Here is a 23,891-nt window from a genome sequence, read left to right on the forward strand (position 1 = left end):
AGATACAGAGGTAGAAAATGAAAAAGAGAACGATGCGTTTGGGGTGTATTCTTTTGAGTACAGTGCTGCTTGGAACGGCAGCACTGACCGGATGTAGGCAGATGAAAAAGAATACAACAGATACAAAAAAAACAGAAAGCAGCAGTACGAAAGAAAGTGCCAAAGAAAAAAAAGGTCCGGAGATTGACGGACTCACCTATGAATCCACGATGGATCTGGAATACGCCGAAGGTTTTCAGGTATATTACTACAAAGACGGCTATAAGATGATCGATATCAAAGACGGTGCAAAATTTCTGGTCGTTCCGGAGAACCAGGATGTGCCGGATGGAGTTGATGAGGATTACGTAATCCTTCAGCAGCCGCTGGATCATATTTATCTTGCGGCAACATCTGCGATGGCACTTTTTAATGCGATAGATTCTCTGGATAATATCACAATGACAGGTACCCAGGCTTCCGGATGGTATATTGAGAATGCGGTGAAAGCGATGGAAGACGGGAAAATGAAATTTGCCGGGAAATACAGTGAACCGGATTATGAGATGCTGGTGGATGAAGATTGTGATCTTGCCATCGAATCGACCATGATCCTTCACACACCGAAGGTACAGGAGATGATCGAATCGCTGGATATCCCGGTGATGATCGACCGGTCCAGCTATGAATCGCATCCCCTTGGAAGAACTGAGTGGATCAAACTTTATGCAGCAATGCTGAATAAAGAAGATGCAGCGGATGCATTTTTTGAAAAGCAGGTGGAAAATGTCGATGCGCTCAAAGATTTTAAGAATACCGAGAAGACGGTTGCATTTTTCTATGTAAGCAGTGACGGAACGGTGGTAGTAAGAAGAAGTGATGATTATATTCCGAAAATGATCGAACTTGCCGGTGGAAGATATGTATTCGGTGATCTGACTGGCGATGACAGTAATACCTCAGCAGTAAAACTTACAATGGAAGAGTTTTATGCACAGGCGGCGGATGCAGATTATCTGATTTATAATTCAAGTATCGATAATCCAATCAACAGTGTAAAGGATCTGGAAGAAAAAGATGCACTTTTTTCTGATTTCAAAGCAGTCAAAGAAGGAAATGTATGGTGTACCGGTAAATATCTGTATCAGGCAACCGATATCGTCGGGGAACTGATCACGGATATGAATCTGATGCTGACAGGCGGCAATGAAAGCAAGATGACATTTTTATACCATGTAAAATAGAAAACGGAGAAGAAAATGGGACAGGCAGGAATGAAAAATAACTGGAAAAGGAATACAAGATATGTGGGAGTATTTGCGGTGCTGGCAGTAGCTTTTTGCATGATCGTAGTGCTGAACATCAATACCGGAAATGTACAGATCTCGGTTCCTGAGATTTTACGGATCCTGTTTCTGAAAAAAGGAACACAGGTGCAGATGAATATTATCTGGAAAATCCGTCTTCCGCGTGTTCTGATAGCAGCAATTCTGGGAGGGGCACTTGCCCTTTCCGGATTTTTATTGCAGACATTTTTTTCCAACCCGATCGCAGGTCCTTATGTACTGGGGATTTCTTCGGGTGCAAAGATGATGGTCGCTCTGGCGATGATCATCTTTTTAAAATATTATACCTCTGTATCATCCTATGTACTGATTGTTGCAGCATTTACCGGATCCATGCTTTCTATCGGATTTATCCTGCTTCTTGCAAGGAAGATCCGGAATATGGCAACCCTTCTGGTTGGTGGAATCATGATCGGTTATATCTGCTCGGCAGTAACCGATTTCGTTGTGACTTTTGCGGAGGATTCAGATATTGTGAATCTGCACGGCTGGTCACAGGGAAGCTTTTCAGGGATGAGTTGGAGCAATGTAAAGGTAGCTGCGCTTATGGTAGGAATCACTCTGATCCTTACCTTTTTCCTGTCAAAGCCGATCGGAGCGTATCAGCTTGGGGAAATGTATGCGCAGAGCATGGGTGTCAATATCCGTGTGTTCAGGGTGCTTCTGATTCTGCTCTCAAGTGTATTTTCCGCATGTGTGACCGCATTTGCAGGGCCGATCTCATTCGTTGGAATCGCAGTTCCGTATCTGATCAAGCATCTTCTCGGGACGGCAAAACCGCTGGTTGTGATACCGGCAACATTCCTTGGAGGGGCGGTGTTCTGTATGGGATGTGATTTGATCGCGCGTATGGCATTTGCACCACTGGAGCTGAATATCAGTACCGTGACTTCGATCTTTGGTGCACCGATCGTAATTTTCATGATGATAAAAGGAAGAAAAGGGAAATAAATATGAGTGACAGCTATTTTCAGATGAAAGATCTTTCTGTCGGATATCATGGAAATGTACTGATCCATGATATCTGTACAGAGATTAAAAAAGGTGAGATATTGACACTGATCGGACCAAACGGTTCCGGGAAATCTACGATTTTAAAAAGTATTATCAAGCAGCTTACGCTCATTGGAGGTAAGGTAACGATCGGTGAAAAGAATCTGAAAGACTTATCTTACAAAGAGCTTGCAACGCAGATGGCAGTGGTGCTGACACAGCGGGCAAAGCCGGAGCTGATGACCTGCTATGAGGTTGTAGCAGCAGGGCGGTATCCTTATACAGGACGGCTCGGGATATTAACTCGTGAAGATGAAAAGAAGACACAGGAAGCACTGGAAATTGTCCATGCAACAGAATACGCAGAAAAAAGTTTTGAGGCGATCAGTGACGGGCAGAGACAGCGGATCCTTCTGGCAAGAGCGATCTGTCAGGAACCGGAGGTCCTGATTCTGGATGAACCCACTTCTTTTCTGGATATCCGTTATAAGCTGGAGCTGCTTACTATTTTGAAAAATATGGCGAAAGAAAAGCAGATCACGGTCATTATGTCACTCCATGAGATCGATCTGGCGCAGAAGATCTCAGATAAGATCCTGTGCGTTAAAGGAGATACGATTTTCGGGTATGGAGAGCCGGAGGCGATTTTTAAAGAAGATTTTATCCAGAAGCTTTATGAGATCGACAACGGGCATTTTGATCCGCTGTTCGGAAGTGTGGAGCTTGCAAAGGCGGAGGGAGAGGCAGAAGTATTTGTGATCTCTTCCGGAGGCAGTGGAATTCCTGTTTACCGAAACCTTCAGAAAGCAAAGATTCCATTTTCGGCAGGAATCCTGTATACTAATGATATCGACTATCATCTGGCAAAGCATCTGGCGGTCAATGTAATAGAAGAAGAGCCATTTGAGCCGGTAAGCGATCGTGCATTTGAACGGGCAAAGCAGATGATCAGACAGTGTAAAAAGGTGATAAATGCAGGAATTGTGATTGGGACAACCAACCGGAAGATGAAAGAACTGCTTGTATTTGCAGAAGAAATGGGGAAGCTGGAATCATATGAAAAATAGACTTTTGCACATTTACTGTGGAGATGGAAAAGGAAAGACGACGGCGGCAACAGGGCTTGCAGTGCGCGCAGCTGGAAGCAGTATGCGGGTTCTGTTTGCCCGTTTTTTAAAAAATGAATTTTCAGGAGAATTGAAGATTCTGGATCAGATCCCGGAGATCGAGGTACTTCATCTGGAAAAAAGCTATGGATTTTTTAAGACACTTTCTGAAAAGGAACAGGAAGAAGTCCGAGAGATGTATGGCAGGCTGTGGAATACGATCCAGAGAAAAATCAGCACAGGGGATTATGATATGCTTGTGATCGATGAATTTATGGCGGCATACCGGTATGGACTGATTCCGAATGAAGAGGCGGTGCAGTTCTTAAAAGACAGACCGGACAATCTGGAAGTGGTTCTGACCGGACGGGATCCGTCAGATGAGTTATTGGAGCTGGCAGATTATATTTCGGAGGTTAAGATGGTACGGCATCCTTTTGAAAAAGGAATCCGGGCAAGGAAAGGCATCGAATACTAAGGAGACGAAATGGAAATGGACAAGATGCAGGTCGTGTGGAAAAATCAAAAAGAACTGCGGTGCGGATACACAACGGGAAGCTGTGCTGCGGCAGCAGCAAAGGCGGCAGCGGCAATGCTCTTTTCCGGGGAGGAAGTCCGCCAGGTATCTCTTATGACACCGAAAGGGATCGAACTGTATCTGGAAGTGGAAGAGATCCAGAGAGAAAATGAAGCGGTCAGCTGTGCCATTCAGAAGGATAGCGGAGATGATCCGGATGTGACGAACGGGATCTTCGTTTACGCCAAGGTCACGAAAAAAAAGGAAAAAGGAATGACCTTAGATGGTGGAATCGGAGTCGGGCGCTTTACCCGGAAGGTGCTGGAGCAGGAAGCCGGAGAGGCAGCAATCAACAAAGTGCCACGGCAGATGATCCGGGAAGCGGTGCAAAGCCAGATTGAGAAATATGAATGGGATGGCGGTGCAGACATTGTGATCTATATCCCGGAGGGCGTGGAGATCGCGAAGAAAACGTTTAATCCAAGACTTGGGATTGAAGGCGGGATTTCGGTACTTGGAACCTCCGGGATCGTAGAACCGATGAGCGAACAGGCACTGACGCAGACTATTTTCATGGAAATGAAGATGCTTCGTGATGAAGGTCACCGGTATTGTTATCTGACACCGGGAAATTATGGAAATGATTTTCTCAGGCAGACGCTTGGATATGACCAGGAGCTTGCGGTGAAGTGCAGTAATTATATCGGGGATGCGATTGATGACGGCGTGCGGCTGAAGATGGACGGACTGCTGCTTGTAGGACATATCGGAAAGCTGGTCAAGATCGCTGCAGGCGTAATGAATACTCATTCCAGACAGGCAGATGTAAGAATGGAAGTGCTTGCCGTCCATGCGGCAATGGCAGGGGCAGACCGGGATACAGTGTGTGCTCTGATGGAGTGTTTTACAACGAAGGAAGCATTGGAAATCCTGGAAGAAAAAGGGCTTTTGGAAGAGACGATGCGGACGGTTATGGAGAAAATCGAGTATCACCTGACAAAGCGTGCCGGCGAGAAGATGAAGGTCGGGGCGCTGATGTTTTCCGATGAGCTTGGAGTTCTGGGGAAGACGTTGCTTGTGGATGAATTAAGGGAGAAAATCGGATAGGTAGAAAGGTATGACAAAAAATGGCAGGAAGATTTGACCTTGCGGGTGTAGGTCCGGGAGATCCGGAACTGATGACGATAAAGACAATGCGTGCGATTAAGGCGTGTCAGATATTGGTACTTCCAATTGGCAGTCCGGAGTTAAAGAAACCGGAACTGGAAGAGGGGGAAGAAGAGACATTTGCAAAAGAATGTCTGGCATATCGGATTGCGTGTGAGGCAGAGCCGGAGACGAAAAAGAAGCTGCGGCTCTATCTTCCCATGCCAATGATCAAGGGAAAAAAACTCCTGAAAGAGATACACGATGAGGGTGCAAGAAAGGCGGCAGAGCTTCTGGAGAAAGGAAAGAATCTGGTTTTTCTGACGCTTGGAGATCCGACCGTGTATTCGACAGGAATTTATATTTATAAAAGACTGAAAAAGATGGGATATCAGGGGGAGATATTTTCCGGGATTCCGTCTTTTTGTGCTGTGGCAGCAAGGCTGGAGATCCCGCTTGCGGAGAACCGGCAGGAGCTGCATGTCCTTCCGGCATCCTACGGGATTGAAGAAAAGTTGAAGCTTCCGGGGACGAAGGTTCTTATGAAGACTGGGAAAAAGATGGCGCAGGTCAAAGCTGTTCTGAAAGCGGAAGGACAGCAGGCGAAAATGGTCATGAACTGCGGATTGGATGGAGAAAAAATTTACAAATGCACAGAAGAAATACCGGAAGATGCGGGATATTTTTCGATTGTAATAGCAAAGGAGAAAGAAAAATGATTCATTTTGTTGGAGCAGGAAGCGGTGCTGTGGATCTGATCACAGTACGGGGGCAGAAGCTTTTGGAGGAAGCGGATATTGTGGTGTATGCCGGTTCGCTGGTAAATCCGGAACTTCTTACCGTATGTCAGAAGGACTGTCAGATCTACAACAGTGCGAAGATGACGCTGGAAGAAGTGACGGAAGTGATGATTTCCGGAGAGAAGCAGGGAAAAAAAGTTGTCCGTCTGCATACCGGTGATCCGTGTCTGTATGGTGCGATCAAAGAACAGATGGATCTTCTGGAAAAGGAGAATATTTCTTATAAAGTGTGCCCGGGAGTCAGCTCCTTTTGCGGAGCGGCATCTGCATTGAATGCAGAATATACCCTTCCTGGGATTTCACAGTCTGTGGTAATCACACGGATGGCAGGAAGAACGCCGGTTCCGGAAAAAGAATCCATTGAAAGTTTCGCTGCGCACCAGGCAACGATGGTCATCTTTTTGAGTACCGGGATGCTGGAAGAATTGTCAAAGCGTCTGATCGAAGGCGGTTATCAGCCGGAGACTCCGGCTGCGATTGTCTACAAGGCAACCTGGGAGGATGAAAAGGTGTGCAGATGTAAGGTGAAGGATCTTGCGGTGACAGCAAAGGAGAATGGAATTACAAAGACAGCACTGATCGTGGTTGGTGAGGTGCTTGGCGGAGAGTATGAACGGTCACTTTTGTATCATCCGGAGTTTACAACAGAGTTCAGACAGGGCAAAGGAAAAGAAGGTGCAGGAAATGTGTAAAATTGGAAAAGTCTATGTAATCGGTCTTGGACCGGGTGCTGAGAAAGAAATGACATACCAGGCGTCCACGGCACTGGAAAAAAGTGAGGTTGTTATCGGATATACCGTATATACAGGACTGATACGGGAAAGATTTCCGGATAAAAAGTACCTTTCCACACCAATGCGGCAGGAAGTGGTCCGCTGTGAGATGGCAATGGATGAGGCAATGAAAGGAAGAACGGTAGCTATGGTATGCAGTGGGGATGCCGGAATTTACGGAATGGCAGGTCTGCTCTATGAGATGGGACAGGGCTACCCGGAGGTGGAGCTGGAGGTCGTGCCGGGAATCACGGCGGCAAATGGCGGAGCGGCAGTTCTTGGTGCACCTCTGATGCATGATTTTGCAGTGATCAGTCTGAGTGATCTTCTGACACCGTGGGAGAAAATTGAAAAGAGGATCCGCGGAGCTGCGATGGCGGATTTTGTAATCTGTCTGTATAATCCGTCCAGCCGGAAACGGGCAGATTACCTGAAAAAGGCATGCGAGTACATTCTGGAGTACCAGAGCCCGGATACAGTCTGCGGTTATGTGCGGAACATCGGACGTGAAGGCGAAGATGCACATATTCTGACACTTTCTGAGCTGAAGGATACGGAGGTCGATATGTTTACAACCGTTTATATCGGCAACAGCCAGACGAGAAATGTGGATGGGAAAATGGTGACACCGAGAGGCTATCGATTGGAGGAATAACTGTGGAAAACCGAAAATGCCGGGTAAATCTTGTCGGAATCGGGATGGGAAGTAAAGGAACGCTTACGGAAGAGGTCAGAAAGATCATTGCGGAAAGTGATGTGCTGATCGGAGCCATGCGGATGCTGGAAGGATTCCGGGAAAAAAAGAAATGCTGCTATGCAGAGTATCTGCCGGAAAAGATCAGAGCGATCCTGGATGAGCAGGAGAAAAAGACCAGATGTACGGTGCTGTTTTCCGGGGATACCGGATTTTACAGCGGGGCAAAAAAGCTGGCGGATATTCTGAAAAAAGACGGATATGAAGTGCAGATTTTTCCGGGAATTTCCTCGGTAATCTATCTTGCGGCAAGGGTCGGAAAGAGCTGGGAGGATGCGAAGATCATCAGCATGCATGGAAGAAGTCAGAATTTTATCTATGCAGTTGCAAACCATGAAAAGACATTTCTGATCCTTGGAAAAAGTGCGGGAAAAGAGATCTGCGAAAAACTGAAATATTACCATCTGGAACAAGTAACCGTTTGGGTTGGAAATCATTTGTCTTATCCGGATGAAGAGATTGTGATCAAAAAAGGAAACGAGCTTCAGGCAGAAGATTTTGGTGATCTTACCACTATTCTGATCGAGAATCCAAAGCCGGAAAAGAGAACAGGAATTCATCTTGCAGATGAGGAGCTGATCCGTGGAAGTGTTCCGATGACGAAGGAAGAAGTGCGGACAGTCAGCATTGCAAAATTGAAGCTTACAAAGAATGCAGTAATATATGATGTGGGGGCCGGAACCGGTTCGGTGTCTATAGAGGCTGCTCTTCAGGGAGAGAATCTCCGCGTTTATGCAATAGAGAAGAATCCGGAGGGTGCAGAGCTGATCAGGAAGAATATGCAGAAATTCCGGATAGACCAGATTCAGGTGATAGAAGGAGTTGCACCGGAAGCACTGGAAGCACTGGAAATGCCGACCCATGCTTTTATCGGAGGCAGTACAGGACAGTTAAAAGAAATTATTCAGTGCATAAAGAAAAAAAATCCGGACGTCCGTATCGTGATTAATGCAATTTCGCTGGAAACCGTGAAGGAAGCGATGGAGGCGATGGAGGAAGGACTGCTTGCAGATCCGGAAATCATACAACTGAATGTGGCAAAGTCAAAGAAACTTGGAAGATATCACATGATGACCGGGTTAAATCCGATTTATATTATTTCAGACGGAGGAGATACAGAATGAAAATTCCCGGAATTGTAATCGCGGCATCTGCCAGTGGGAGTGGAAAGACAGCGGTGACAATGGCAATGATGAAAGCATTTAAAAATGCCGGAAAGAAGGTACGCGCCTGCAAATGCGGACCGGATTATATTGATCCTATGTTTCACCGGGAGGTGCTGGGAATTGATTCCGAGAACCTGGATCTGTATTTTTGTGACCGGGAGCGCTTGAAAGAGCGGTTTATGCATCATGCGGAAGGCGCGGAGCTTGTGGTGACAGAAGGTGTGATGGGGTACTATGACGGGATCAGTCTGGATTCGGATCAGGCAAGTACTTATGACGTTGCGAGAACCCTGGGACTTCCGGTAATCCTGGTTGTTCCGGCAAGAGGTATGGCATCGACAATCCTGGCAGTATTGAAGGGAATGATTGAATACCGGAATGACAGTAATATCCGGGGAATCATTCTGAACCGGATTTCCCCGATGCTGTATCCGAAGATGAAGAAGATGATCGAAGAGGGATTGCAGACAATGGGATTCCAGGTTCAGGTGGTTGGTTATGTGCCGGAGGAGGATGCTTTTCATCTGGAGAGTCGGCATCTGGGACTGATGCTTCCGGAGGAAATAGGGAACCTGAAAAAACAGATTGACCGGGCAGCAGAGATTCTGACAGAGACACTCGATATGGAATCGGTGCTGAAAATTGCCTGGGAAGCAAAAGAAATGGAGTATCATCCGGTGAAGGCAAAACAGGAAGCAGCCGGACGAAAAGTGCGTATCGGCGTAGCGCGTGACTTGGCCTTTTGTTTCTATTATAAGGATAATATGGAGCTTTTAAAAGAGCTTGGATGTGAGATCATTCCGTTTAGTCCTTTGGAGGATACAAGGCTTCCGGAACATTTAGACGGACTTTTATTTGGTGGTGGATATCCGGAACTTTGTGCGAAACATCTGGCAGAAAACAGAGCTATGCGAAAAGATGTAAGAAAGCAGATTGAAAATGGAATTCCATGTATTGCGGAATGTGGAGGATTTTTATATTTGACAGAAGAGCTGGAAGGGGAAGATGGAAAGCACTATCCGATGGTGGGGGCACTTCCGGGAAAAGGGATCAAAAAAGGGCGACTTACCAGATTCGGATACCTTGAGCTGACTGCGGAAATGAACGGAGTGTATATGAAAAAGGGAGAGAAGATCCGGGCGCATGAGTTCCATTATTGGGATTCTACGGAAAACGGAGAGGATACACTTGCCGTAAAGCCGGATGGTGTGAGAAAATGGCAGGCTGTTCATATGAAGGGGAATTTGTTTGCGGGATTTCCGCATTTATACTTTTATTCCAACCCCAAAGTGGCCAAACGCTTTGTAGAAGCGTGTAGAACCTACAGAAGCAAGTAAAAAGCTGACAAAGACAAATCGAAAAGACAGGAGATTAGACTTACAGATGGAAGAGACCAGATGGAAAGAGAAAATAAAACCACTTGATGAAAATGCAATGGAAGAGGCGCGGGCTCACTGGATGACGGTAGGGAAGCCACTGTTTAGCCTGGGAAGTCTGGAGGATGCGGTGATCCAGATTGCCGGGATTAAGGGGACTTCAGATTTTGAACTGCGAAAGCGCGGGCTGATCATTATGTGCGCGGACAACGGTGTGGTAGAAGAAGGCGTGACACAGACCGGTCAGGAAGTAACGGCAATCGTGGCGGATAATTTTACAAGAGGAGAGACAAGCGTCTGCATCATGGCAGAAGAGGCAAAGGTAGATCTTTTCCCGGTGGATGTAGGGATGGCAACAGATGTGCCGTCTGTGACAAAGAAAGAATACAAAGTGATGTATGGCACACACAATTTTGCAAAAGAAGCGGCGATGACAAGAGAAGAGGCAGTTGAGGCGATAGAAGTTGGAATTCAGATGGTAAAGAAGTGTGCCGAAGCGGGATACGAAATTCTTGCGACAGGTGAAATGGGGATTGGAAATACAACGACCAGCAGTGCGGTTGCCTCTGTATTGCTCGGAGAGGATCCGAAGGTCATGACAGGAAAGGGGGCAGGTCTGACGAAAAAAGGTCTGCGAAAGAAGGTACAGGTCATCCGGGAAGCGGTTGAGCGGATGCAGCCGGATAAGACAGATGCGATCGATGTACTTTCCAAGGTTGGAGGACTTGACATAGCAGGACTTGCAGGTGTATATCTTGGTGGGGCGATCTACCGGATTCCGGTGCTGATAGATGGCTTTATTTCTGCAGTGGCTGCACTTGTGGCGGTACGGATGGTTCCGGAATGTGCAGGATATATTTTACCATCCCATTTGTCTGATGAACCTGCGTCAAGAAAGATTTTAGATGCTTTAGAAAAAAAACCATTTCTCACATGTGGTATGTGTCTGGGGGAAGGAACAGGAGCAGTGGCAGCGATGCCGCTTCTTGAGATGGGACTTCAGGTGTACCGCAAAATGGGAACTTTTGATGATATTCACGTAGAGCAGTATGAAGTACTGGATGGGAAGGAAGAAAGATGAAGTTTTTAGAACCGATGATCATTGCGTTTTCTATGTATTCCAAAATACCGATGCCGCGCATTGAGTGGAACAAGGAAAATATGAAATATACGATGTGTTTTTTTCCGCTGATCGGTGTTGTGACCGGAGCAATCATTTATCTGGCAGGAATGTTTCTTGATGGAAATATTTTTTCAAAAGTACACAGTGGAAGATTGATGTTTGCTGCGGTCATGACATTGATACCGGTTTTTGTAAGTGGAGGAATCCATCTGGATGGATTTATGGATACGATGGACGCACTTGGATCCTGGGGAGATAAAGAAAAGAAACTGGAAATCCTGAAAGATTCGCATAACGGTGCTTTTGCGGTCATCGGAATCTGCTGTTATTTTACCGGAAGCCTTGGCGTATGGAGTGAAATCCGGACGGAGATGCTTCCTGTAGTAGCAGCAGGATATGTAATTTCAAGAGCACTCAGTGGGCTTGCTGTAGTGACATTTCCGGCAGCAAGAGGAAGCGGTCTTGTGAAGACTTTCCAGGATGGAGCACAGAAAAAGGCAGTAAGGTTCACAATGATCGTATACCTGATCCTGGTGGCAGGATATTTGTATATCTGCTCGCCGGTTGGTATGGTGGTACTTCTTATAATTGCAGGAGCAGTATTTGGATATTATTACCGGATGAGCAGGAAACAGTTTGGAGGCGTTACCGGGGATCTGGCGGGATACTTTCTGCAGATTTGTGAGCTGGCATTATTAGTCGGGGGATTGATTGTGCAGGGAATCCAATGAAAAAGCAGGGAAAGGAAGAGGAGACATATAGAAGATGGAAGTCAGACTGATTCGGCATTTTGCGACGGAAGGGAATTTGGAAAAACGGTATATAGGGGTGACGGATGAAGAAATAAAAACAGAGTGCGTTCCGGAGTATATTCTGAAAAAAGAAGAAAACAGACGATACGGGAAGAAAAATGGACGTGCGAAGTGGGAGCCGGAGCTTGTGATTGTCAGTCCGCTCAGGAGGTGCAGGCAGACGGCAGAGATTCTTTTCCCGGGAGCGGAGCAGGTTGTCTGTGATAAGATGAGGGAATGCGATTTTGGGCTTTTTGAGGGGAAGAATTATCAGGAGCTGACTGGGAATCCAAAGTATCAGAGCTGGATTGATTCTGGAGGTACAAAGGCATTTCCGGGAGGAGAAGATCCGATGGAGTTCCGGAAACGATGTGTTTGCGGATTTGAAGAGATGATGGAAAAGATGATAAAGGGAAAAAGGAAGAAGATTGCCTTTGTGGTTCATGGGGGAACGATCATGTCGGTGATGGAAGCATTTGATCCGGAAAAGAAAGAATTTTACCACTGGCAGGTGAAAAACGGAAAAGGTTTTCATTTTCAAATTGAGGAAGAAAAATGGCAGCAGGGAAACAGACAGTTTGAGGAGATTGAGGAGATATGAGTTCTTTGATGGCATGTATAGCAGGAATGGCATTGGATGCGGTTTTCGGAGATCCGGTATGGCTCTATCATCCGGTGCGGATCATTGGAAAGTGGATTTCGAGGCTGGAAAAATGGTTGCGCGGATTTTGCAAAAATGAGGAAAGAAAAGAGAGAATCGCAGGGGGGATTCTGTGGTTTGGTGTGGTTATGGTATCCGTCGGAATTCCGTGGGGACTTTTGTATCTTGCCGGAAAGGTCAGCTTCTGGCTTCGATTTGCACTGGAAACCTTCTGGTGTTATCAGCTTCTTGCCGGAAAGTGCCTGAAAGATGAAAGCCGGAAGGTTTATGTACAGCTCGTAAACCATAACCTGGAGGGGGCAAGACATGCGGTATCGATGATCGTAGGGCGGGATACCGGAAATCTTTCTGAGGCCGGAGTGACAAAGGCAGCGGTAGAAACGGTAGCCGAAAATACATCAGACGGAGTGATCGCACCGCTCATTTTTATGTTGATCGGTGGGGCACCACTTGGATTTTTTTATAAGGCTGTTAATACAATGGATTCTATGGTAGGATATAAGAATGAAAAGTATTTACATTTTGGTCGGTTTGCGGCTAAAATGGATGATGTATGGAATTATATTCCGTCCAGGATATCAGCACTTCTGATGATCGCAAGTGCATGGATCTTCAGGATGGATTATAAAAGGGCGTGGGCAGTCTGGAAAAGAGACAGGCGAAAGCATGCCAGCCCGAATTCCGCACAGACAGAAGCGGTATGTGCAGGTGCACTTCAGGTGCAGCTTGCCGGAGATGCCTATTATTTTGGAAAATTATATCCGAAAGAGACAATTGGAGATGATGTGCGTCCTATCGAGCCGAAAGATATTTTAAGAGCCGGAAATCTGATGGACGGAGCAGCACTTCTGACACTTCTTGTCTTTGGATTACTGAAATATTGTATGATACTGATGTAAGGGGAATAAAAGGTTATGGAATATGTACATGGTGGAGATATTTATACACACAAAGGAATGACAGATTTTTCCGTGAATCTGAATCCGTTCGGACCTGGAAGAGCTGTAGTGGAAGCGGCAAGAAAGTCAATGGACCAGATTGGAAATTATCCGGATGCCAGTTGCAGGAAACTGAAAAGTGCTCTGGCGAAAAGACTGGAAGTTCCGGCTGAGCATATTATCTGTGGAAATGGGGCGGCGGATCTGATTTTTACGGCAGTGCTTGCGGACTGCCCAAGGAAGGCGCTGATACCGGTTCCTGCATTTGCGGAATACGAACAGGCACTGCGTGCGACCGGGTGCGAGATCTGTTATTATAAGAAAAGAGAAGCGACTGGGTTTCAGCTGGAAGAAGATTTTCTGGATCTTCTGAATGAAGATATCGATATGGTATTTTTATGTTCACCGGATAATCCGACCGGAAAGCTGATCGACCGGAGTATGCTTTGGAAGATTCTTGCAAGATGCGAGACTTACGGAATCCGGATGGTGTTGGATGAATGTTTTATTGATTTCGCGGAAAATGCAGCTACGGCATCCATTCTTGCAGATACTAAGAGATGGAGAACGTTATTTATCCTCCGTTCACTGACTAAGATGCACGCGATTCCGGGAATCCGTATCGGGTATGCCGTTACTTCGGATATGGAATTTCTGGAGAAGATGGAACAGTCCAGACAGCCATGGAGTGTATCGATACCGGCACAGGTGGCAGGCATGGCATCTTTAAAAGAGGGGATGCGTGTGAAACGGACCTGTGATTTTACGAACCGTGAAAGAATCTGGATGGAAAATGAACTGAACAAGCTGGGAATTACCCATTATCCGTCAGATGCCAATTTCATTCTGATGCGAAGCGGTATAAATTTATATGAGAAACTGAAAAAACAGAAGATCCTGATTCGGGATTGCAGCAATTACAAAGGTCTCGGAGAAGGATATTATCGTGTTTGTATGCGGCAGAGAGGAGACAACCAGAAGCTGATCGATGCGCTGGGAGAAATCCTCTATGCAGGTCAGGGAGAATTTTAATATGGCAAAGTCGATTATGATTCAGGGAACCATGTCAAATGTTGGAAAGAGCCTTCTTGCGGGAGGGCTCTGTCGTGTTTTAAAGGAAGATGGAATCAGGGTTGCACCATTTAAGTCACAGAACATGGCACTCAATTCTTTTATCACGGCAGATGGTCTGGAAATGGGACGCGCACAGGTCATGCAGGCAGAAGCTGCCATGATCCAGCCGGAAGTTTATATGAACCCGATTCTTTTGAAACCGACCTCCGATGTAGGAAGTCAGGTAATTGTAAACGGAGAAGTTGCGGGAGTCATGCCGGCGATGGAATACTTCCGTAAAAAGAAAGAATATATTCCGGCTATTTTAGAAGCTTATCATAAACTGGATGAAAAGTATGATGTGATTGTCATAGAAGGTGCGGGAAGTCCGGCAGAAATAAACCTTAAGCAGAATGATATTGTCAACATGGGACTTGCTGAGCTGGTGGATGCACCGGTTCTTCTTGTAGGAGACATTGACCGTGGTGGTGTGTTTGCGCAGATCGTCGGGACGGTTATGTTGCTGGAAGAAAAAGAGCGGGCAAGAATCAAAGGTACGGTGATCAATAAGTTCCGTGGGGATGTAAAAATTCTGGAGCCAGGTATCAGGATGCTGGAGGAGCGGACAAAGATACCGGTATGTGGCGTGATGCCATATATTTATGCGGATATTGATGATGAGGATAGTCTGTCAGAAAGGTTTGACCGGAAAGAAAAGGCGGCACTTCTGGATATTGCAGTGATCCGTCTGCCGCGTATTTCTAATTTCACAGATTTTGCAGTACTGGAATGCAGGGAAGAAGTTTCTCTCCGGTATGTGTCAAAGGCAGGAGATTTCGGGAATCCGGATCTGGTAATTTTGCCGGGAAGTAAAAATACGATGGAAGACCTGTTGTGGCTTCGTCAGAGCGGACTGGAAGGGAAAGTGCTGCGCCATGCCTCATCAGGGAAACCGGTATTTGGTATCTGTGGCGGTTACCAGATGCTGGGAGAAGAGATCTGTGATCCGGAAGGGGTAGAACGTGGTGGAACCATAAAAGCGATGGGGCTGCTTCCTGCCGTTACTGTATTTGAAAATACCAAGAGAAGAACCCGTGTTACCGGAAAGTTCGGAGAAGTTACCGGAATCTTAAAAGCAATGTCCGGTGCAAAGCTGGATGGATATGAGATCCATATGGGAGAAACTATTTTTTCAGATAAAGATGCTGCAGATCATAAGATGCTGGTACAGATCTGTGATCAGGTGACAGATGAGAGCCGGTGGGACGGAGCGCAGAAGAAGAATGTGTACGGCTGCTATGTACATGGGATTTTTGATGACCGGGAAGTAGCGGATGCACTGATCGGGGCACTTCTGAAAGAAAAAGGATACGGCGAGGAAGCCATGCACTCCATGGACTACCATGCTTACAAAGAGAAGCAGTATCAGATTCTTGCAAATGCAGTTCGTGAGAATATGGATATGAAGAAAATATATGAGATTATCGAGAAGGGAAATGCAGCAGAATGTTTCATCTGATCACAGGTGGCAGTGGAAGTGGCAAATCCGAATATGCAGAGCAGAAGCTTATGGAGTATGCCAGCCATTCAAAAAGAAACAAAAAACGCTACTATATAGCAACTATGATGCCTTTCGGGAAGGAAACGGAAGAGAAAATTGCACGTCACAGAAGACTTCGTGCAGGCAAAGGGTTTGAAACGATCGAATGCTATACGGATCTTAAAAAAGCTGCGGAAGTCCTGCAGACAAAAGAGACAGGAAGTGTTCTTCTGGAATGTATGTCCAATCTTGTGGCAAATGAAATGTACGATCCGTCAGGAGCAGGTGAAAATGCAGAAGAGTCCATTCTGGCAGGAATCCATAAGCTGCAAAAGGCCAGTGATGATCTGGTAGTTGTTACAAATGAAGTGTTTTCAGACAGCATGACAGACAATCCGGAGATGGAAAAATATCTGAAGCTTCTCGGAAACATAAATCTTCGGATGGGAGAGATGGCAGATCTGGTGACAGAAGTTGTGTACGGAATTCCGGTTGAAAGGAAAGACATAAAACATGAAAATGATAATCGGCGGTGCATACCAGGGGAAGCTTGCGTATGCAAAAAAGCAGAACCCATACATTCATTGGACGGATGGGGAACTATGTGAAGGAGATAATATTTTTGCGGCAGAAGGAGTCTTTCATTTTGAAAAATATATCCAGAGCATGATAAAAAAAGAAAACTGGTCGGAAAAAGAAGCAATTGATTTCGCATCGAAACTAACAAAAAAGTGTCCGGATATTGTAATTGTGACACAGGAGATCGGCTATGGCCTGGTTCCGATAGACGCATTTGAGCGCAGATACAGGGAACTGACCGGAAGGATCTGTACCGTACTTGCGGCAAATTCAGATCAGGTAGACCGGGTAGTATGCGGGATCGGTGTGACGATCAAAGGAGGAGATACCAAGTGAAGATAGAACTGGAAAATGTAAAACCTGCAGAAATAGAAAAACGCAGTTTTGAGATCATAACAGAAGAACTGGGAGATACGCATCTGATCCCAGGAACAGAACCGATCGTCAAACGCTGTATCCATACAAGCGCAGATTTTGATTATGCCAAGAACCTGATGTTTTCAGAAGGTGCAGTAGAAAAAGCGCTGGATGCCATCCGGAATGGTGCAGTCATTGTAACCGATACCCAGATGGGAAAAGCAGGTATCAACAAACGGAAGCTTGCAGAATACGGAGGCGAAGTTCTTTGCTTCATGTCCGATGAAGATGTAGCAGAAACTGCCAAAAAGAACGGAACCACGCGTGCCGTGGCAAGCATGGAAAAAGCAGCCGCTCTTGATAAAAAAATCATATTTGCCATCGGAAATGCCCCGACAGCCCTTGTAAGACTCTATGAACTGATCCAGGATGGCAAATTAACCCCGGAACTTGTCATCGGAGTTCCTGTAGGATTCGTAAATGTCGTCCAGTCTAAAGAGTTAATCCTTTCACTGAAAGACACGCCATATATCGTAGCAAGAGGCAGAAAAGGTGGCAGCAATATCGCTGCATGCATCTGCAATGCACTATTATATATGTTGTAGATATATAATAAACTACCCTTGTCCAATGAGGTTTTTGTATTCTAACTGTATTTGCGATAATTAAAAAAATAACTATATTGTCAGAAAATAGACACAATTCCGTATTGAATTCCGACCTGAACTCTGCTATTATAATTGTATGCTAGTTGAAGGACAGCAGGAAGGAGAAATTGATTATGGGATTTTTAACAGGAAAGACTGCAATTATCACAGGCGGCGGAAGAGCCGTATTAAGTGATGGAAGCTGCGGATCTATTGGATATGGAATTGCAACAGCTTACGCAAAAGAAGGAGCGAATCTGGTAATTACCGGGCGTAATGTAAAGAAACTCGAAGATGCCAAAGAAGAACTTGAGAGACTCTATGGCATCAAAGTATTACCTGTACAGGCTGATGTCAGCGCGGGGGCTGATAATGAAGCAACAGTACAGAACGTAGTAAAGCAGGCAATCGACACATTCGGAAGAATTGATGTCCTGATCAATAATGCACAGGCATCTGCATCCGGTGTTACGATCGCAGATCATACAACAGACCAGTTCAATCTGGCAATGTATTCCGGCGTATATGCGGTATTCTATTATATGCAGGCATGCTATCCGTACCTGAAAGAGACAAAGGGATCTGTTATCAATTTTGCTTCAGGCGCCGGACTTTTCGGAAATTACGGGCAGTGCGCATACGCAGCGGCAAAAGAAGGGATTCGTGGACTTTCCAGAGTCGCTGCAACAGAGTGGGGACCAGACGGAATCAATGTCAATATCGTATGCCCGCTCGCATGGACAGCACAGCTTGAGAATTTTCAGAAAGCTTATCCGGAAGCATTTAAGGCAAATGTAAAGATGCCGCCGGCTGGACATTACGGAGATGTAGAAAAAGAAATCGGACGTGCATGCGTACAGCTTGCATCACCGGATTTCAAATATATGAACGGAGAGACGATCACCTTAGAAGGTGGAATGGGACAGAGACCTTAAGAAAAATCCATAAAAGCCAAAGAGAGTGCCTGTGCGTTTTTTGAATCGTACAGTCGCTCTCTTTTTATTTCATAGGAAATTCCGAAGGAACTTCCTATGAAACAAAAGGCACTGCGTGCCGGAGATGCACATTCTTTTTAGCTTCTCTGTCTTGACATCTTTAAAAACGTCATTCAAAATAAGAACGGAAAGAAAATTTAAATCATTTAATCGAGGCTAAAAAGATATGAAAGCAGTTATTTTTGATATGGACGGTGTTCTGATCAACACAGAACCATTACACTATCGTTGCTGGAAGGAAATTTTAAAAGAGAAGAACGGAATCGATCTTGACTATGAGGTCTACCTTCCGTGTATCGGTTCTACCCGTGGATTCTTCATGAATCTGATCAACGAGAATTATGGACCGGTTTTTGATGATGTGGATAAGATGAATGCGCTCATGAAAGAGAAAAAAGCGCAGATTACAGAGGCGGAAGGATTTCCGGAGATGCCGGGAATCAAAGAAGCATTGAAGCAGTTAAAAGACGAAGGATATCTGCTTGCAGTAGCGTCTTCCTCTCCGGCTTATGCGATCAAAGATGCATTAAAGTCGCTGGATATGGAGAAATATTTTACAGTAGTCATGAGTGGAGATTATGTAGAACATCCAAAACCGGCACCGGATACCTTCCTTGTAACGGCAGAGAAACTGGGAATGAAGCCGGAGGACTGTCTGGTAGTAGAGGATTCAACCAACGGTGGAGAAGCTGCCAGAGCAGCAGGTATGAAATGTATCTGGTTCCACAACCCGGATTCCGGAAGGCAGGATATCCTGGATGCGGTACTGGAATTTCCGGCATGGACCAGCGAAAATGTAGAAAAAATGCTGAAAATATTAGAAAAAGAGGAAGAGTAAAGATGAGAATAAGAACAGCAGATCTGAGTGATCTGAAAGAAATTGCCCGTGTGGAGGCAGCGTGTTTCCCGGCAGCAGAAGCGGCAACAGAAGAAGAATTTGAAAAGAGACTTACTTTTTATAAAGATCATTTCTGGCTGATGTTTGAAGAAGAGAAGTTGATCGCCTTCGTGGACGGTATGGTGACGAATCAGGAAGATCTGACAGACGAAATGTATGAAAAAGCGGAAATGCATGATGAAAAAGGTGACTGGCAGATGATTTTTGGTGTAAATACGCTGCCGTCTTACCGGAAACATGGATATGCAGGAGAATTGATCAAAAGAGCGATTACAGATGCAAAAGAGCAGGGAAGAAAGGGACTTGTCCTTACCTGCAAGGACCGGCTGATATCTTATTATGCCAGGTTTGGATTCAAAAATGAAGGTGTCTCAGAATCAATACATGGAAACGTGGTCTGGAATCAGATGAGACTTACATTTGATGAAGGGCTGGGTGAATAATGTGAAAAAAAATAGGTTTGAAATTGATATGTGCAACGGCTCCATCATGGACAAGCTGATCTCTTTTTCGCTGCCGCTTATGGTTTCCGGAATTCTGCAGCTTGCGTTTAATGCAGTGGATATCATCGTGGTAGGAAGATTCTCCGGGAGTCAGGCACTTGCCGCAGTTGGCTCCACAACAGCACTGATAAATGTGTTTACGAATTTGTTTATCGGAATTTCACTTGGTGCCAATGTTCTTGCAGCCAGATTTTATGCAGCGGGCAAAGACCGGGAGATGTCGGAAACAGTACATACTTCGATCACACTTGCGCTGATCAGTGGAATTATGATGGCAGTTATCGGGGTGCTTCTTGCAAAGTGGGCACTTGAAATTATGGGAACGCCTGATGATGTGATCGGGCAGTCTGCCTTATATATGCGGATCTATTTTATGGGAATGCCATTTTTTATGTTATATAACTATGGGGCAGCCATTTTAAGGGCGATCGGTGATACAAAAAGGCCATTGATCTTCCTGATCATTTCCGGAATTGCAAATGCCGCGCTGAACATGACACTGGTTATTCTTTTTCATATGGGAGTTGCCGGGGTTGCAATTGGAACAATTATTTCACAGCTGATTTCCTGTGTGCTGGTACTGACCTGTCTGTACCGGTCGGAAGGAAGTTATCAGCTTCGTTTCTCCAAACTGAAGATCAATGGTGCCTACATGGAACAGATTTTCCAGGTGGGAGTTCCGGCGGGAATCCAGAGTACGGTCATCAATTTGTCCAATGCACTGTTGCAGTCTTCGGTTAATTCATTTGGATCGATTGCGATGGCAGGCTATACAGCAGCGAACAATATACTTGGGTTCCTTTATATGTCAGTGAATTCGATCACCCAGGCATGTATGAGTTTTACCAGTCAGAATTATGGTGTGGGTAAGCTGAAACGAATGGATAAGGTGCTGCGTGACTGTGCGATTCTGTCTATATCGATCGCGGCAGTGCTTGGTGGTCTTGCCTATAGCTTCGGACCGCAGATTCTGACAGTTTATACTTCAGATCCAAAGGTTATCAACTGCGGAATGGAAATCCTGGCGTATACATCGATCACTTATTTCCTGTGTGGGATCATGGATTTGTTTCCGGGTGCGCTTCGTGGAATGGGATATTCAGCAGTCCCGATGGTGCTTTCAGTGATCGGAACGGTGGGAACAAGAATTGTGTGGGTATTTGGAATTTTTCCGAACCACAGATCTTTATCCGTACTTTTTGTATCCTATCCGGTGTCATGGATCATTACCATTGTACTTCAGGTCGTGTGCTTCTATTTTGTGAGAAAAAGGGTACATCAGAAAGAAAAAAGATTGTTATAAACAGAACGAAATTGTGAAAATCGACAGTAGGGCATTGTGAAAAACAGACAGATTTATCTGTCTGTTTTTGTATATATATAATAAATGTGCTTGCAATAGAAAGACACATGTGCTTGTATCTGATACAAAAACATGAATATGTAAAATGTTTGTGCATCACGGAAATATAGATTGAAAAGAGAGGAAAAATAGGGTATCCTAAGTATAGAAAGACAAAAATAATAAAAAGTCCGTAATGAACGGACATATGTGTCATGCGGAGGTAATGAAGATGAATGATAATAAAATGTGGGCGCTTGTAAAGGAAAAACCGGAACAGGGACTCTGGATGAAAAGAGTACCGATTCCTGAAGTAGGACCAAATGACGTAAAGATCAAGATCCATAAAAATGCAATCTGTGGTACTGATGTACATATTTACCAGTGGAATGAATGGGCACAGCACACCATTCCGATCGGACTGACCGCAGGACATGAATATGTCGGGGAAGTTGTAGAAGTCGGTACAGGTGTACAGGGATTCAAGGTGGGCGATCTGGTATCCGGTGAAGGACATATCACTTGTGGAAAATGCAGAAACTGTCTGGAAGGGCACAAAGAGAACTGCAAAGATGCCAAAGGTGTTGGGGTAAACCGGAACGGTGCGTTTGCAGAATATCTGGTTATTCCCGCTTCAAATGTATGGCCGTGCAATCCGGCAATTGATGAAGAATTATATGCGATCTTTGATCCATTTGGAAATGCAACCCATACTGCATTATCTTACGACATGCTTGGTGAAGATGTGCTGATCACAGGTGCAGGGCCGATTGGGATCATGGCAGCGGCGATCGCAAAATTTGCAGGAGCAAGACATGTGGTAATCACGGATATGAACCAGTACCGTCTGGATCTGGCAGCAAAAATGGGTGCGACCAGATGCGTTAATCTGACACAGGAAAAACTGACGGATGTGATGCATGAGATCGGAATGACAGAAGGCTTTGATATCGGACTTGAGATGTCCGGAAGCCAGCCGGGACTTTCTGATATGATCCATAACATGAAACATGGTGGAAAGATCGCACTTCTCGGATTGCAGAGACAGGATGCAACCGTAGATCTTGAGACGGTGATCTTCAATGGGCTGAATATCCGCGGAATTTATGGAAGAAAAGTATGGGATACCTGGTATAAGATGTCTACGATGATTCAGGCAGGACTTGATATTTCACCGATCATCACACACCATTTTGATATCCGCGATTATGAAAAAGGATTTGAGGCAATGATCTCAGGACAGTCAGGAAAGGTGATCCTTGACTGGGCACATATTAACGATTAGGAAAAGCAGAAGAAGGAGAGAATAAAATGGCAAGAAAAAATGATATTTTAAGTATTTATACAAAAGAAGTAGAACAGATCAAAGCAGATGGTCTTTTCAAAGGGGAAGCACCGTTCGTATCTCCGCAGGGCGCAAAGGTTGTAATGGAAGACGGAAGAGAGCTTCTTAATATGTGTGCCAATAACTATCTTGGACTTGGAGACAATCAGAGACTGATCGATGCAGCGAAGAAAACTTATGATGAAAAAGGATATGGGGTTGCTTCTGTCAGATTTATCTGCGGAACACAGGACATCCACAAAAAACTGGAAAAGAAGATTTCCGGATTTCTGGGAACAGATGATACGATTTTATATTCTTCCTGCTTTGATGCAAATGGTGGACTTTTTGAAACAATCCTGACTGCAGAGGATGCAGTGATCAGTGATGAACTGAACCATGCTTCCATCATTGATGGAGTTCGTCTTTGTAAGGCAAAAAGATACCGCTATAAAAATAATAACATGGAAGATCTGGAAGCACAGCTTCAGGCTGCAGATGCAGCAGGAGCAAGAGTCAAACTGATCGCTACAGACGGTGTATTTTCAATGGATGGAATCATCTGTAACTTAAAAGGTGTCTGCGATCTTGCTGATAAATACAACGCACTGGTTATGGTGGATGACAGCCATGCAGTGGGATTTGTAGGAGCACACGGCAGAGGAACTTCCGAATACTGTGGCGTAGAAGGAAGAGTGGATATCATTACAGGAACACTCGGAAAAGCACTCGGTGGGGCTTCCGGTGGATATACATCAGGAAGAAAAGAGATCATCGATCTGCTTCGTCAGAGAAGCCGTCCGTACCTGTTCTCCAACTCTCTTGCACCGGCAATCGCAGGAGCAAGTATTGAGATGTTCAATATGCTGGAAGAAAGCACCGAGCTTCGTGACCATCTGGAAGAAGTAACCGCATACTACCGCAAGCAGCTGGTAGAAAACGGATTTGATATCATCGAAGGAACCCATCCATGTGTACCGGTTATGCTTTATGATGAAAGACTTGCCGGAGAATATGCAAAGAAAATGATGGAAAAAGGGGTATATGTGGTTGCATTCTCTTATCCGGTTGTACCGAAAGGAAAAGCAAGAATCCGCACACAGGTATGCGCGAGCCATACAAAAGAAGATATTGATTTCATTATCAAATGTTTTAAAGAGACTAGAGAAGAGATTGGAAAATAA

General features: G+C 45.2%; 25 protein-coding genes. All 25 read left to right on the plus strand.

Annotation, left to right across the window (positions count from 1 at the left end; translation table 11 throughout):
- The first annotated feature begins 17 nt into the window (after positions 1-17).
- The 25 genes from PGZ10_RS02975 to PGZ10_RS03095 all read left to right on the plus strand — a co-directional run bounded on the left by PGZ10_RS02975 (position 18) and on the right by PGZ10_RS03095 (position 23,891).
- Positions 18-1,223, plus strand: a complete 1,206-nt coding sequence (locus PGZ10_RS02975; RefSeq protein WP_270247138.1) for an ABC transporter substrate-binding protein — start codon at positions 18-20, stop codon at positions 1,221-1,223.
- A 15-nt stretch (positions 1,224-1,238) separates the two neighbouring features.
- Positions 1,239-2,276 (plus strand): FecCD family ABC transporter permease, encoded by a 1,038-nt coding sequence (locus PGZ10_RS02980; RefSeq protein WP_270247139.1) that lies wholly within the window; start codon positions 1,239-1,241, stop codon positions 2,274-2,276.
- A gap of 2 nt (positions 2,277-2,278) precedes the next feature.
- Positions 2,279-3,385, plus strand: coding sequence for an ABC transporter ATP-binding protein (locus PGZ10_RS02985; RefSeq protein ID WP_270247140.1), 1,107 nt, complete (start codon positions 2,279-2,281; stop codon positions 3,383-3,385).
- Entirely contained in the window at positions 3,375-3,902 is a 528-nt protein-coding gene (locus PGZ10_RS02990; RefSeq protein WP_118198747.1) for a cob(I)yrinic acid a,c-diamide adenosyltransferase, read from the plus strand. The genes PGZ10_RS02985 and PGZ10_RS02990 overlap by 11 nt, the downstream gene beginning before the upstream one ends.
- 9 nt (positions 3,903-3,911) lie before the next feature.
- The gene (gene cbiD / locus PGZ10_RS02995; protein ID WP_270247141.1) at positions 3,912-5,048 is read left to right on the plus strand and encodes a cobalt-precorrin-5B (C(1))-methyltransferase CbiD; all 1,137 of its coding nucleotides are present in this window, start codon (positions 3,912-3,914) and stop codon (positions 5,046-5,048) included.
- A gap of 20 nt (positions 5,049-5,068) precedes the next feature.
- Complete coding sequence (locus tag PGZ10_RS03000) at positions 5,069-5,806, plus strand: precorrin-2 C(20)-methyltransferase (RefSeq protein WP_270540655.1); 738 nt, start codon at positions 5,069-5,071, stop codon at positions 5,804-5,806.
- Complete coding sequence (gene cobM, locus PGZ10_RS03005; RefSeq protein ID WP_117555796.1) at positions 5,803-6,579, plus strand: precorrin-4 C(11)-methyltransferase; 777 nt, start codon at positions 5,803-5,805, stop codon at positions 6,577-6,579. Before PGZ10_RS03000 ends, cobM begins: the two co-directional genes overlap by 4 nt.
- Before the next feature lies 1 nt (position 6,580).
- Complete coding sequence (gene cobJ / locus PGZ10_RS03010) at positions 6,581-7,315, plus strand: precorrin-3B C(17)-methyltransferase (protein WP_270540699.1); 735 nt, start codon at positions 6,581-6,583, stop codon at positions 7,313-7,315.
- A 2-nt stretch (positions 7,316-7,317) separates the two neighbouring features.
- Entirely contained in the window at positions 7,318-8,538 is a 1,221-nt protein-coding gene (gene cbiE / locus PGZ10_RS03015; RefSeq protein WP_270540656.1) for a precorrin-6y C5,15-methyltransferase (decarboxylating) subunit CbiE, read from the plus strand.
- Positions 8,535-9,917, plus strand: a complete 1,383-nt coding sequence (locus PGZ10_RS03020) for a cobyrinate a,c-diamide synthase (RefSeq protein ID WP_270540658.1) — start codon at positions 8,535-8,537, stop codon at positions 9,915-9,917. Before cbiE ends, PGZ10_RS03020 begins: the two co-directional genes overlap by 4 nt.
- 46 nt (positions 9,918-9,963) lie before the next feature.
- The gene (cobT, locus tag PGZ10_RS03025; protein ID WP_117834379.1) at positions 9,964-11,037 is read left to right on the plus strand and encodes a nicotinate-nucleotide--dimethylbenzimidazole phosphoribosyltransferase; all 1,074 of its coding nucleotides are present in this window, start codon (positions 9,964-9,966) and stop codon (positions 11,035-11,037) included.
- Positions 11,034-11,810 (plus strand): adenosylcobinamide-GDP ribazoletransferase, encoded by a 777-nt coding sequence (locus tag PGZ10_RS03030; protein ID WP_270540659.1) that lies wholly within the window; start codon positions 11,034-11,036, stop codon positions 11,808-11,810. The genes cobT and PGZ10_RS03030 overlap by 4 nt, the downstream gene beginning before the upstream one ends.
- Before the next feature lie 34 nt (positions 11,811-11,844).
- Entirely contained in the window at positions 11,845-12,471 is a 627-nt protein-coding gene (locus tag PGZ10_RS03035; protein ID WP_117822890.1) for a histidine phosphatase family protein, read from the plus strand.
- Positions 12,468-13,430, plus strand: a complete 963-nt coding sequence (gene cbiB, locus PGZ10_RS03040; RefSeq protein ID WP_117555806.1) for an adenosylcobinamide-phosphate synthase CbiB — start codon at positions 12,468-12,470, stop codon at positions 13,428-13,430. The genes PGZ10_RS03035 and cbiB overlap by 4 nt, the downstream gene beginning before the upstream one ends.
- A gap of 15 nt (positions 13,431-13,445) precedes the next feature.
- A complete protein-coding gene (locus PGZ10_RS03045) occupies positions 13,446-14,501 on the plus strand; it encodes a pyridoxal phosphate-dependent aminotransferase (protein WP_117555808.1) in 1,056 nt (351 codons plus the stop codon).
- 1 nt (position 14,502) lies between these two features.
- Positions 14,503-16,041, plus strand: a complete 1,539-nt coding sequence (locus tag PGZ10_RS03050; RefSeq protein ID WP_270540660.1) for a cobyric acid synthase — start codon at positions 14,503-14,505, stop codon at positions 16,039-16,041.
- Entirely contained in the window at positions 16,029-16,670 is a 642-nt protein-coding gene (locus PGZ10_RS03055) for a bifunctional adenosylcobinamide kinase/adenosylcobinamide-phosphate guanylyltransferase (RefSeq protein WP_270540661.1), read from the plus strand. The genes PGZ10_RS03050 and PGZ10_RS03055 overlap by 13 nt, the downstream gene beginning before the upstream one ends.
- Positions 16,576-16,977: a bifunctional adenosylcobinamide kinase/adenosylcobinamide-phosphate guanylyltransferase gene (locus PGZ10_RS03060; protein WP_117822896.1), complete on the plus strand. Its 402-nt coding sequence runs from the start codon at positions 16,576-16,578 to the stop codon at positions 16,975-16,977. Before PGZ10_RS03055 ends, PGZ10_RS03060 begins: the two co-directional genes overlap by 95 nt.
- Entirely contained in the window at positions 16,974-17,603 is a 630-nt protein-coding gene (locus PGZ10_RS03065) for a precorrin-8X methylmutase (RefSeq protein WP_117555814.1), read from the plus strand. Before PGZ10_RS03060 ends, PGZ10_RS03065 begins: the two co-directional genes overlap by 4 nt.
- A 176-nt stretch (positions 17,604-17,779) precedes the next feature.
- Entirely contained in the window at positions 17,780-18,580 is an 801-nt protein-coding gene (locus PGZ10_RS03070; protein WP_044998928.1) for an SDR family NAD(P)-dependent oxidoreductase, read from the plus strand.
- A gap of 226 nt (positions 18,581-18,806) precedes the next feature.
- The gene (locus PGZ10_RS03075) at positions 18,807-19,478 is read left to right on the plus strand and encodes an HAD family hydrolase (protein WP_270540662.1); all 672 of its coding nucleotides are present in this window, start codon (positions 18,807-18,809) and stop codon (positions 19,476-19,478) included.
- A gap of 2 nt (positions 19,479-19,480) precedes the next feature.
- A complete protein-coding gene (locus tag PGZ10_RS03080; protein ID WP_270540663.1) occupies positions 19,481-19,981 on the plus strand; it encodes a GNAT family N-acetyltransferase in 501 nt (166 codons plus the stop codon).
- Entirely contained in the window at positions 19,962-21,344 is a 1,383-nt protein-coding gene (locus PGZ10_RS03085) for an MATE family efflux transporter (protein WP_181974485.1), read from the plus strand. Before PGZ10_RS03080 ends, PGZ10_RS03085 begins: the two co-directional genes overlap by 20 nt.
- Before the next feature lie 271 nt (positions 21,345-21,615).
- Positions 21,616-22,668 (plus strand): L-threonine 3-dehydrogenase, encoded by a 1,053-nt coding sequence (gene tdh, locus PGZ10_RS03090; protein ID WP_117555819.1) that lies wholly within the window; start codon positions 21,616-21,618, stop codon positions 22,666-22,668.
- Positions 22,669-22,694: 26 nt separating this feature from the next.
- Positions 22,695-23,891: a glycine C-acetyltransferase gene (locus PGZ10_RS03095; protein WP_117555821.1), complete on the plus strand. Its 1,197-nt coding sequence runs from the start codon at positions 22,695-22,697 to the stop codon at positions 23,889-23,891.

Source organism: Coprococcus sp. AF102-57 (genome assembly GCF_027686195.1).
Classification (GTDB): Bacteria; Bacillota; Clostridia; order Lachnospirales; family Lachnospiraceae; genus Allocoprococcus; species Allocoprococcus comes.

Bases quoted from the DNA above. Each gene is read 5' to 3' on its own strand.
- PGZ10_RS02975 (WP_270247138.1), top strand. From the start codon at position 18: ATGAAAAAGAGAACGATGCGTTTGGGGTGTATTCTTTTGAGTACAGTG.
- PGZ10_RS02980 (WP_270247139.1), top strand. From the start codon at position 1,239: ATGGGACAGGCAGGAATGAAAAATAACTGGAAAAGGAATACAAGATAT.
- PGZ10_RS02985 (WP_270247140.1), top strand. From the start codon at position 2,279: ATGAGTGACAGCTATTTTCAGATGAAAGATCTTTCTGTCGGATATCAT.
- PGZ10_RS02990 (WP_118198747.1), top strand. From the start codon at position 3,375: ATGAAAAATAGACTTTTGCACATTTACTGTGGAGATGGAAAAGGAAAG.
- cbiD (WP_270247141.1), top strand. From the start codon at position 3,912: ATGGAAATGGACAAGATGCAGGTCGTGTGGAAAAATCAAAAAGAACTG.
- PGZ10_RS03000 (WP_270540655.1), top strand. From the start codon at position 5,069: ATGGCAGGAAGATTTGACCTTGCGGGTGTAGGTCCGGGAGATCCGGAA.
- cobM (WP_117555796.1), top strand. From the start codon at position 5,803: ATGATTCATTTTGTTGGAGCAGGAAGCGGTGCTGTGGATCTGATCACA.
- PGZ10_RS03020 (WP_270540658.1), top strand. From the start codon at position 8,535: ATGAAAATTCCCGGAATTGTAATCGCGGCATCTGCCAGTGGGAGTGGA.
- cobT (WP_117834379.1), top strand. From the start codon at position 9,964: ATGGAAGAGACCAGATGGAAAGAGAAAATAAAACCACTTGATGAAAAT.
- PGZ10_RS03030 (WP_270540659.1), top strand. From the start codon at position 11,034: ATGAAGTTTTTAGAACCGATGATCATTGCGTTTTCTATGTATTCCAAA.
- PGZ10_RS03035 (WP_117822890.1), top strand. From the start codon at position 11,845: ATGGAAGTCAGACTGATTCGGCATTTTGCGACGGAAGGGAATTTGGAA.
- cbiB (WP_117555806.1), top strand. From the start codon at position 12,468: ATGAGTTCTTTGATGGCATGTATAGCAGGAATGGCATTGGATGCGGTT.
- PGZ10_RS03045 (WP_117555808.1), top strand. From the start codon at position 13,446: ATGGAATATGTACATGGTGGAGATATTTATACACACAAAGGAATGACA.
- PGZ10_RS03050 (WP_270540660.1), top strand. From the start codon at position 14,503: ATGGCAAAGTCGATTATGATTCAGGGAACCATGTCAAATGTTGGAAAG.
- PGZ10_RS03055 (WP_270540661.1), top strand. From the start codon at position 16,029: ATGTTTCATCTGATCACAGGTGGCAGTGGAAGTGGCAAATCCGAATAT.
- PGZ10_RS03060 (WP_117822896.1), top strand. From the start codon at position 16,576: ATGAAAATGATAATCGGCGGTGCATACCAGGGGAAGCTTGCGTATGCA.
- PGZ10_RS03070 (WP_044998928.1), top strand. From the start codon at position 17,780: ATGGGATTTTTAACAGGAAAGACTGCAATTATCACAGGCGGCGGAAGA.
- PGZ10_RS03075 (WP_270540662.1), top strand. From the start codon at position 18,807: ATGAAAGCAGTTATTTTTGATATGGACGGTGTTCTGATCAACACAGAA.
- PGZ10_RS03080 (WP_270540663.1), top strand. From the start codon at position 19,481: ATGAGAATAAGAACAGCAGATCTGAGTGATCTGAAAGAAATTGCCCGT.
- PGZ10_RS03085 (WP_181974485.1), top strand. From the start codon at position 19,962: ATGAAGGGCTGGGTGAATAATGTGAAAAAAAATAGGTTTGAAATTGAT.
- tdh (WP_117555819.1), top strand. From the start codon at position 21,616: ATGAATGATAATAAAATGTGGGCGCTTGTAAAGGAAAAACCGGAACAG.
- PGZ10_RS03095 (WP_117555821.1), top strand. From the start codon at position 22,695: ATGGCAAGAAAAAATGATATTTTAAGTATTTATACAAAAGAAGTAGAA.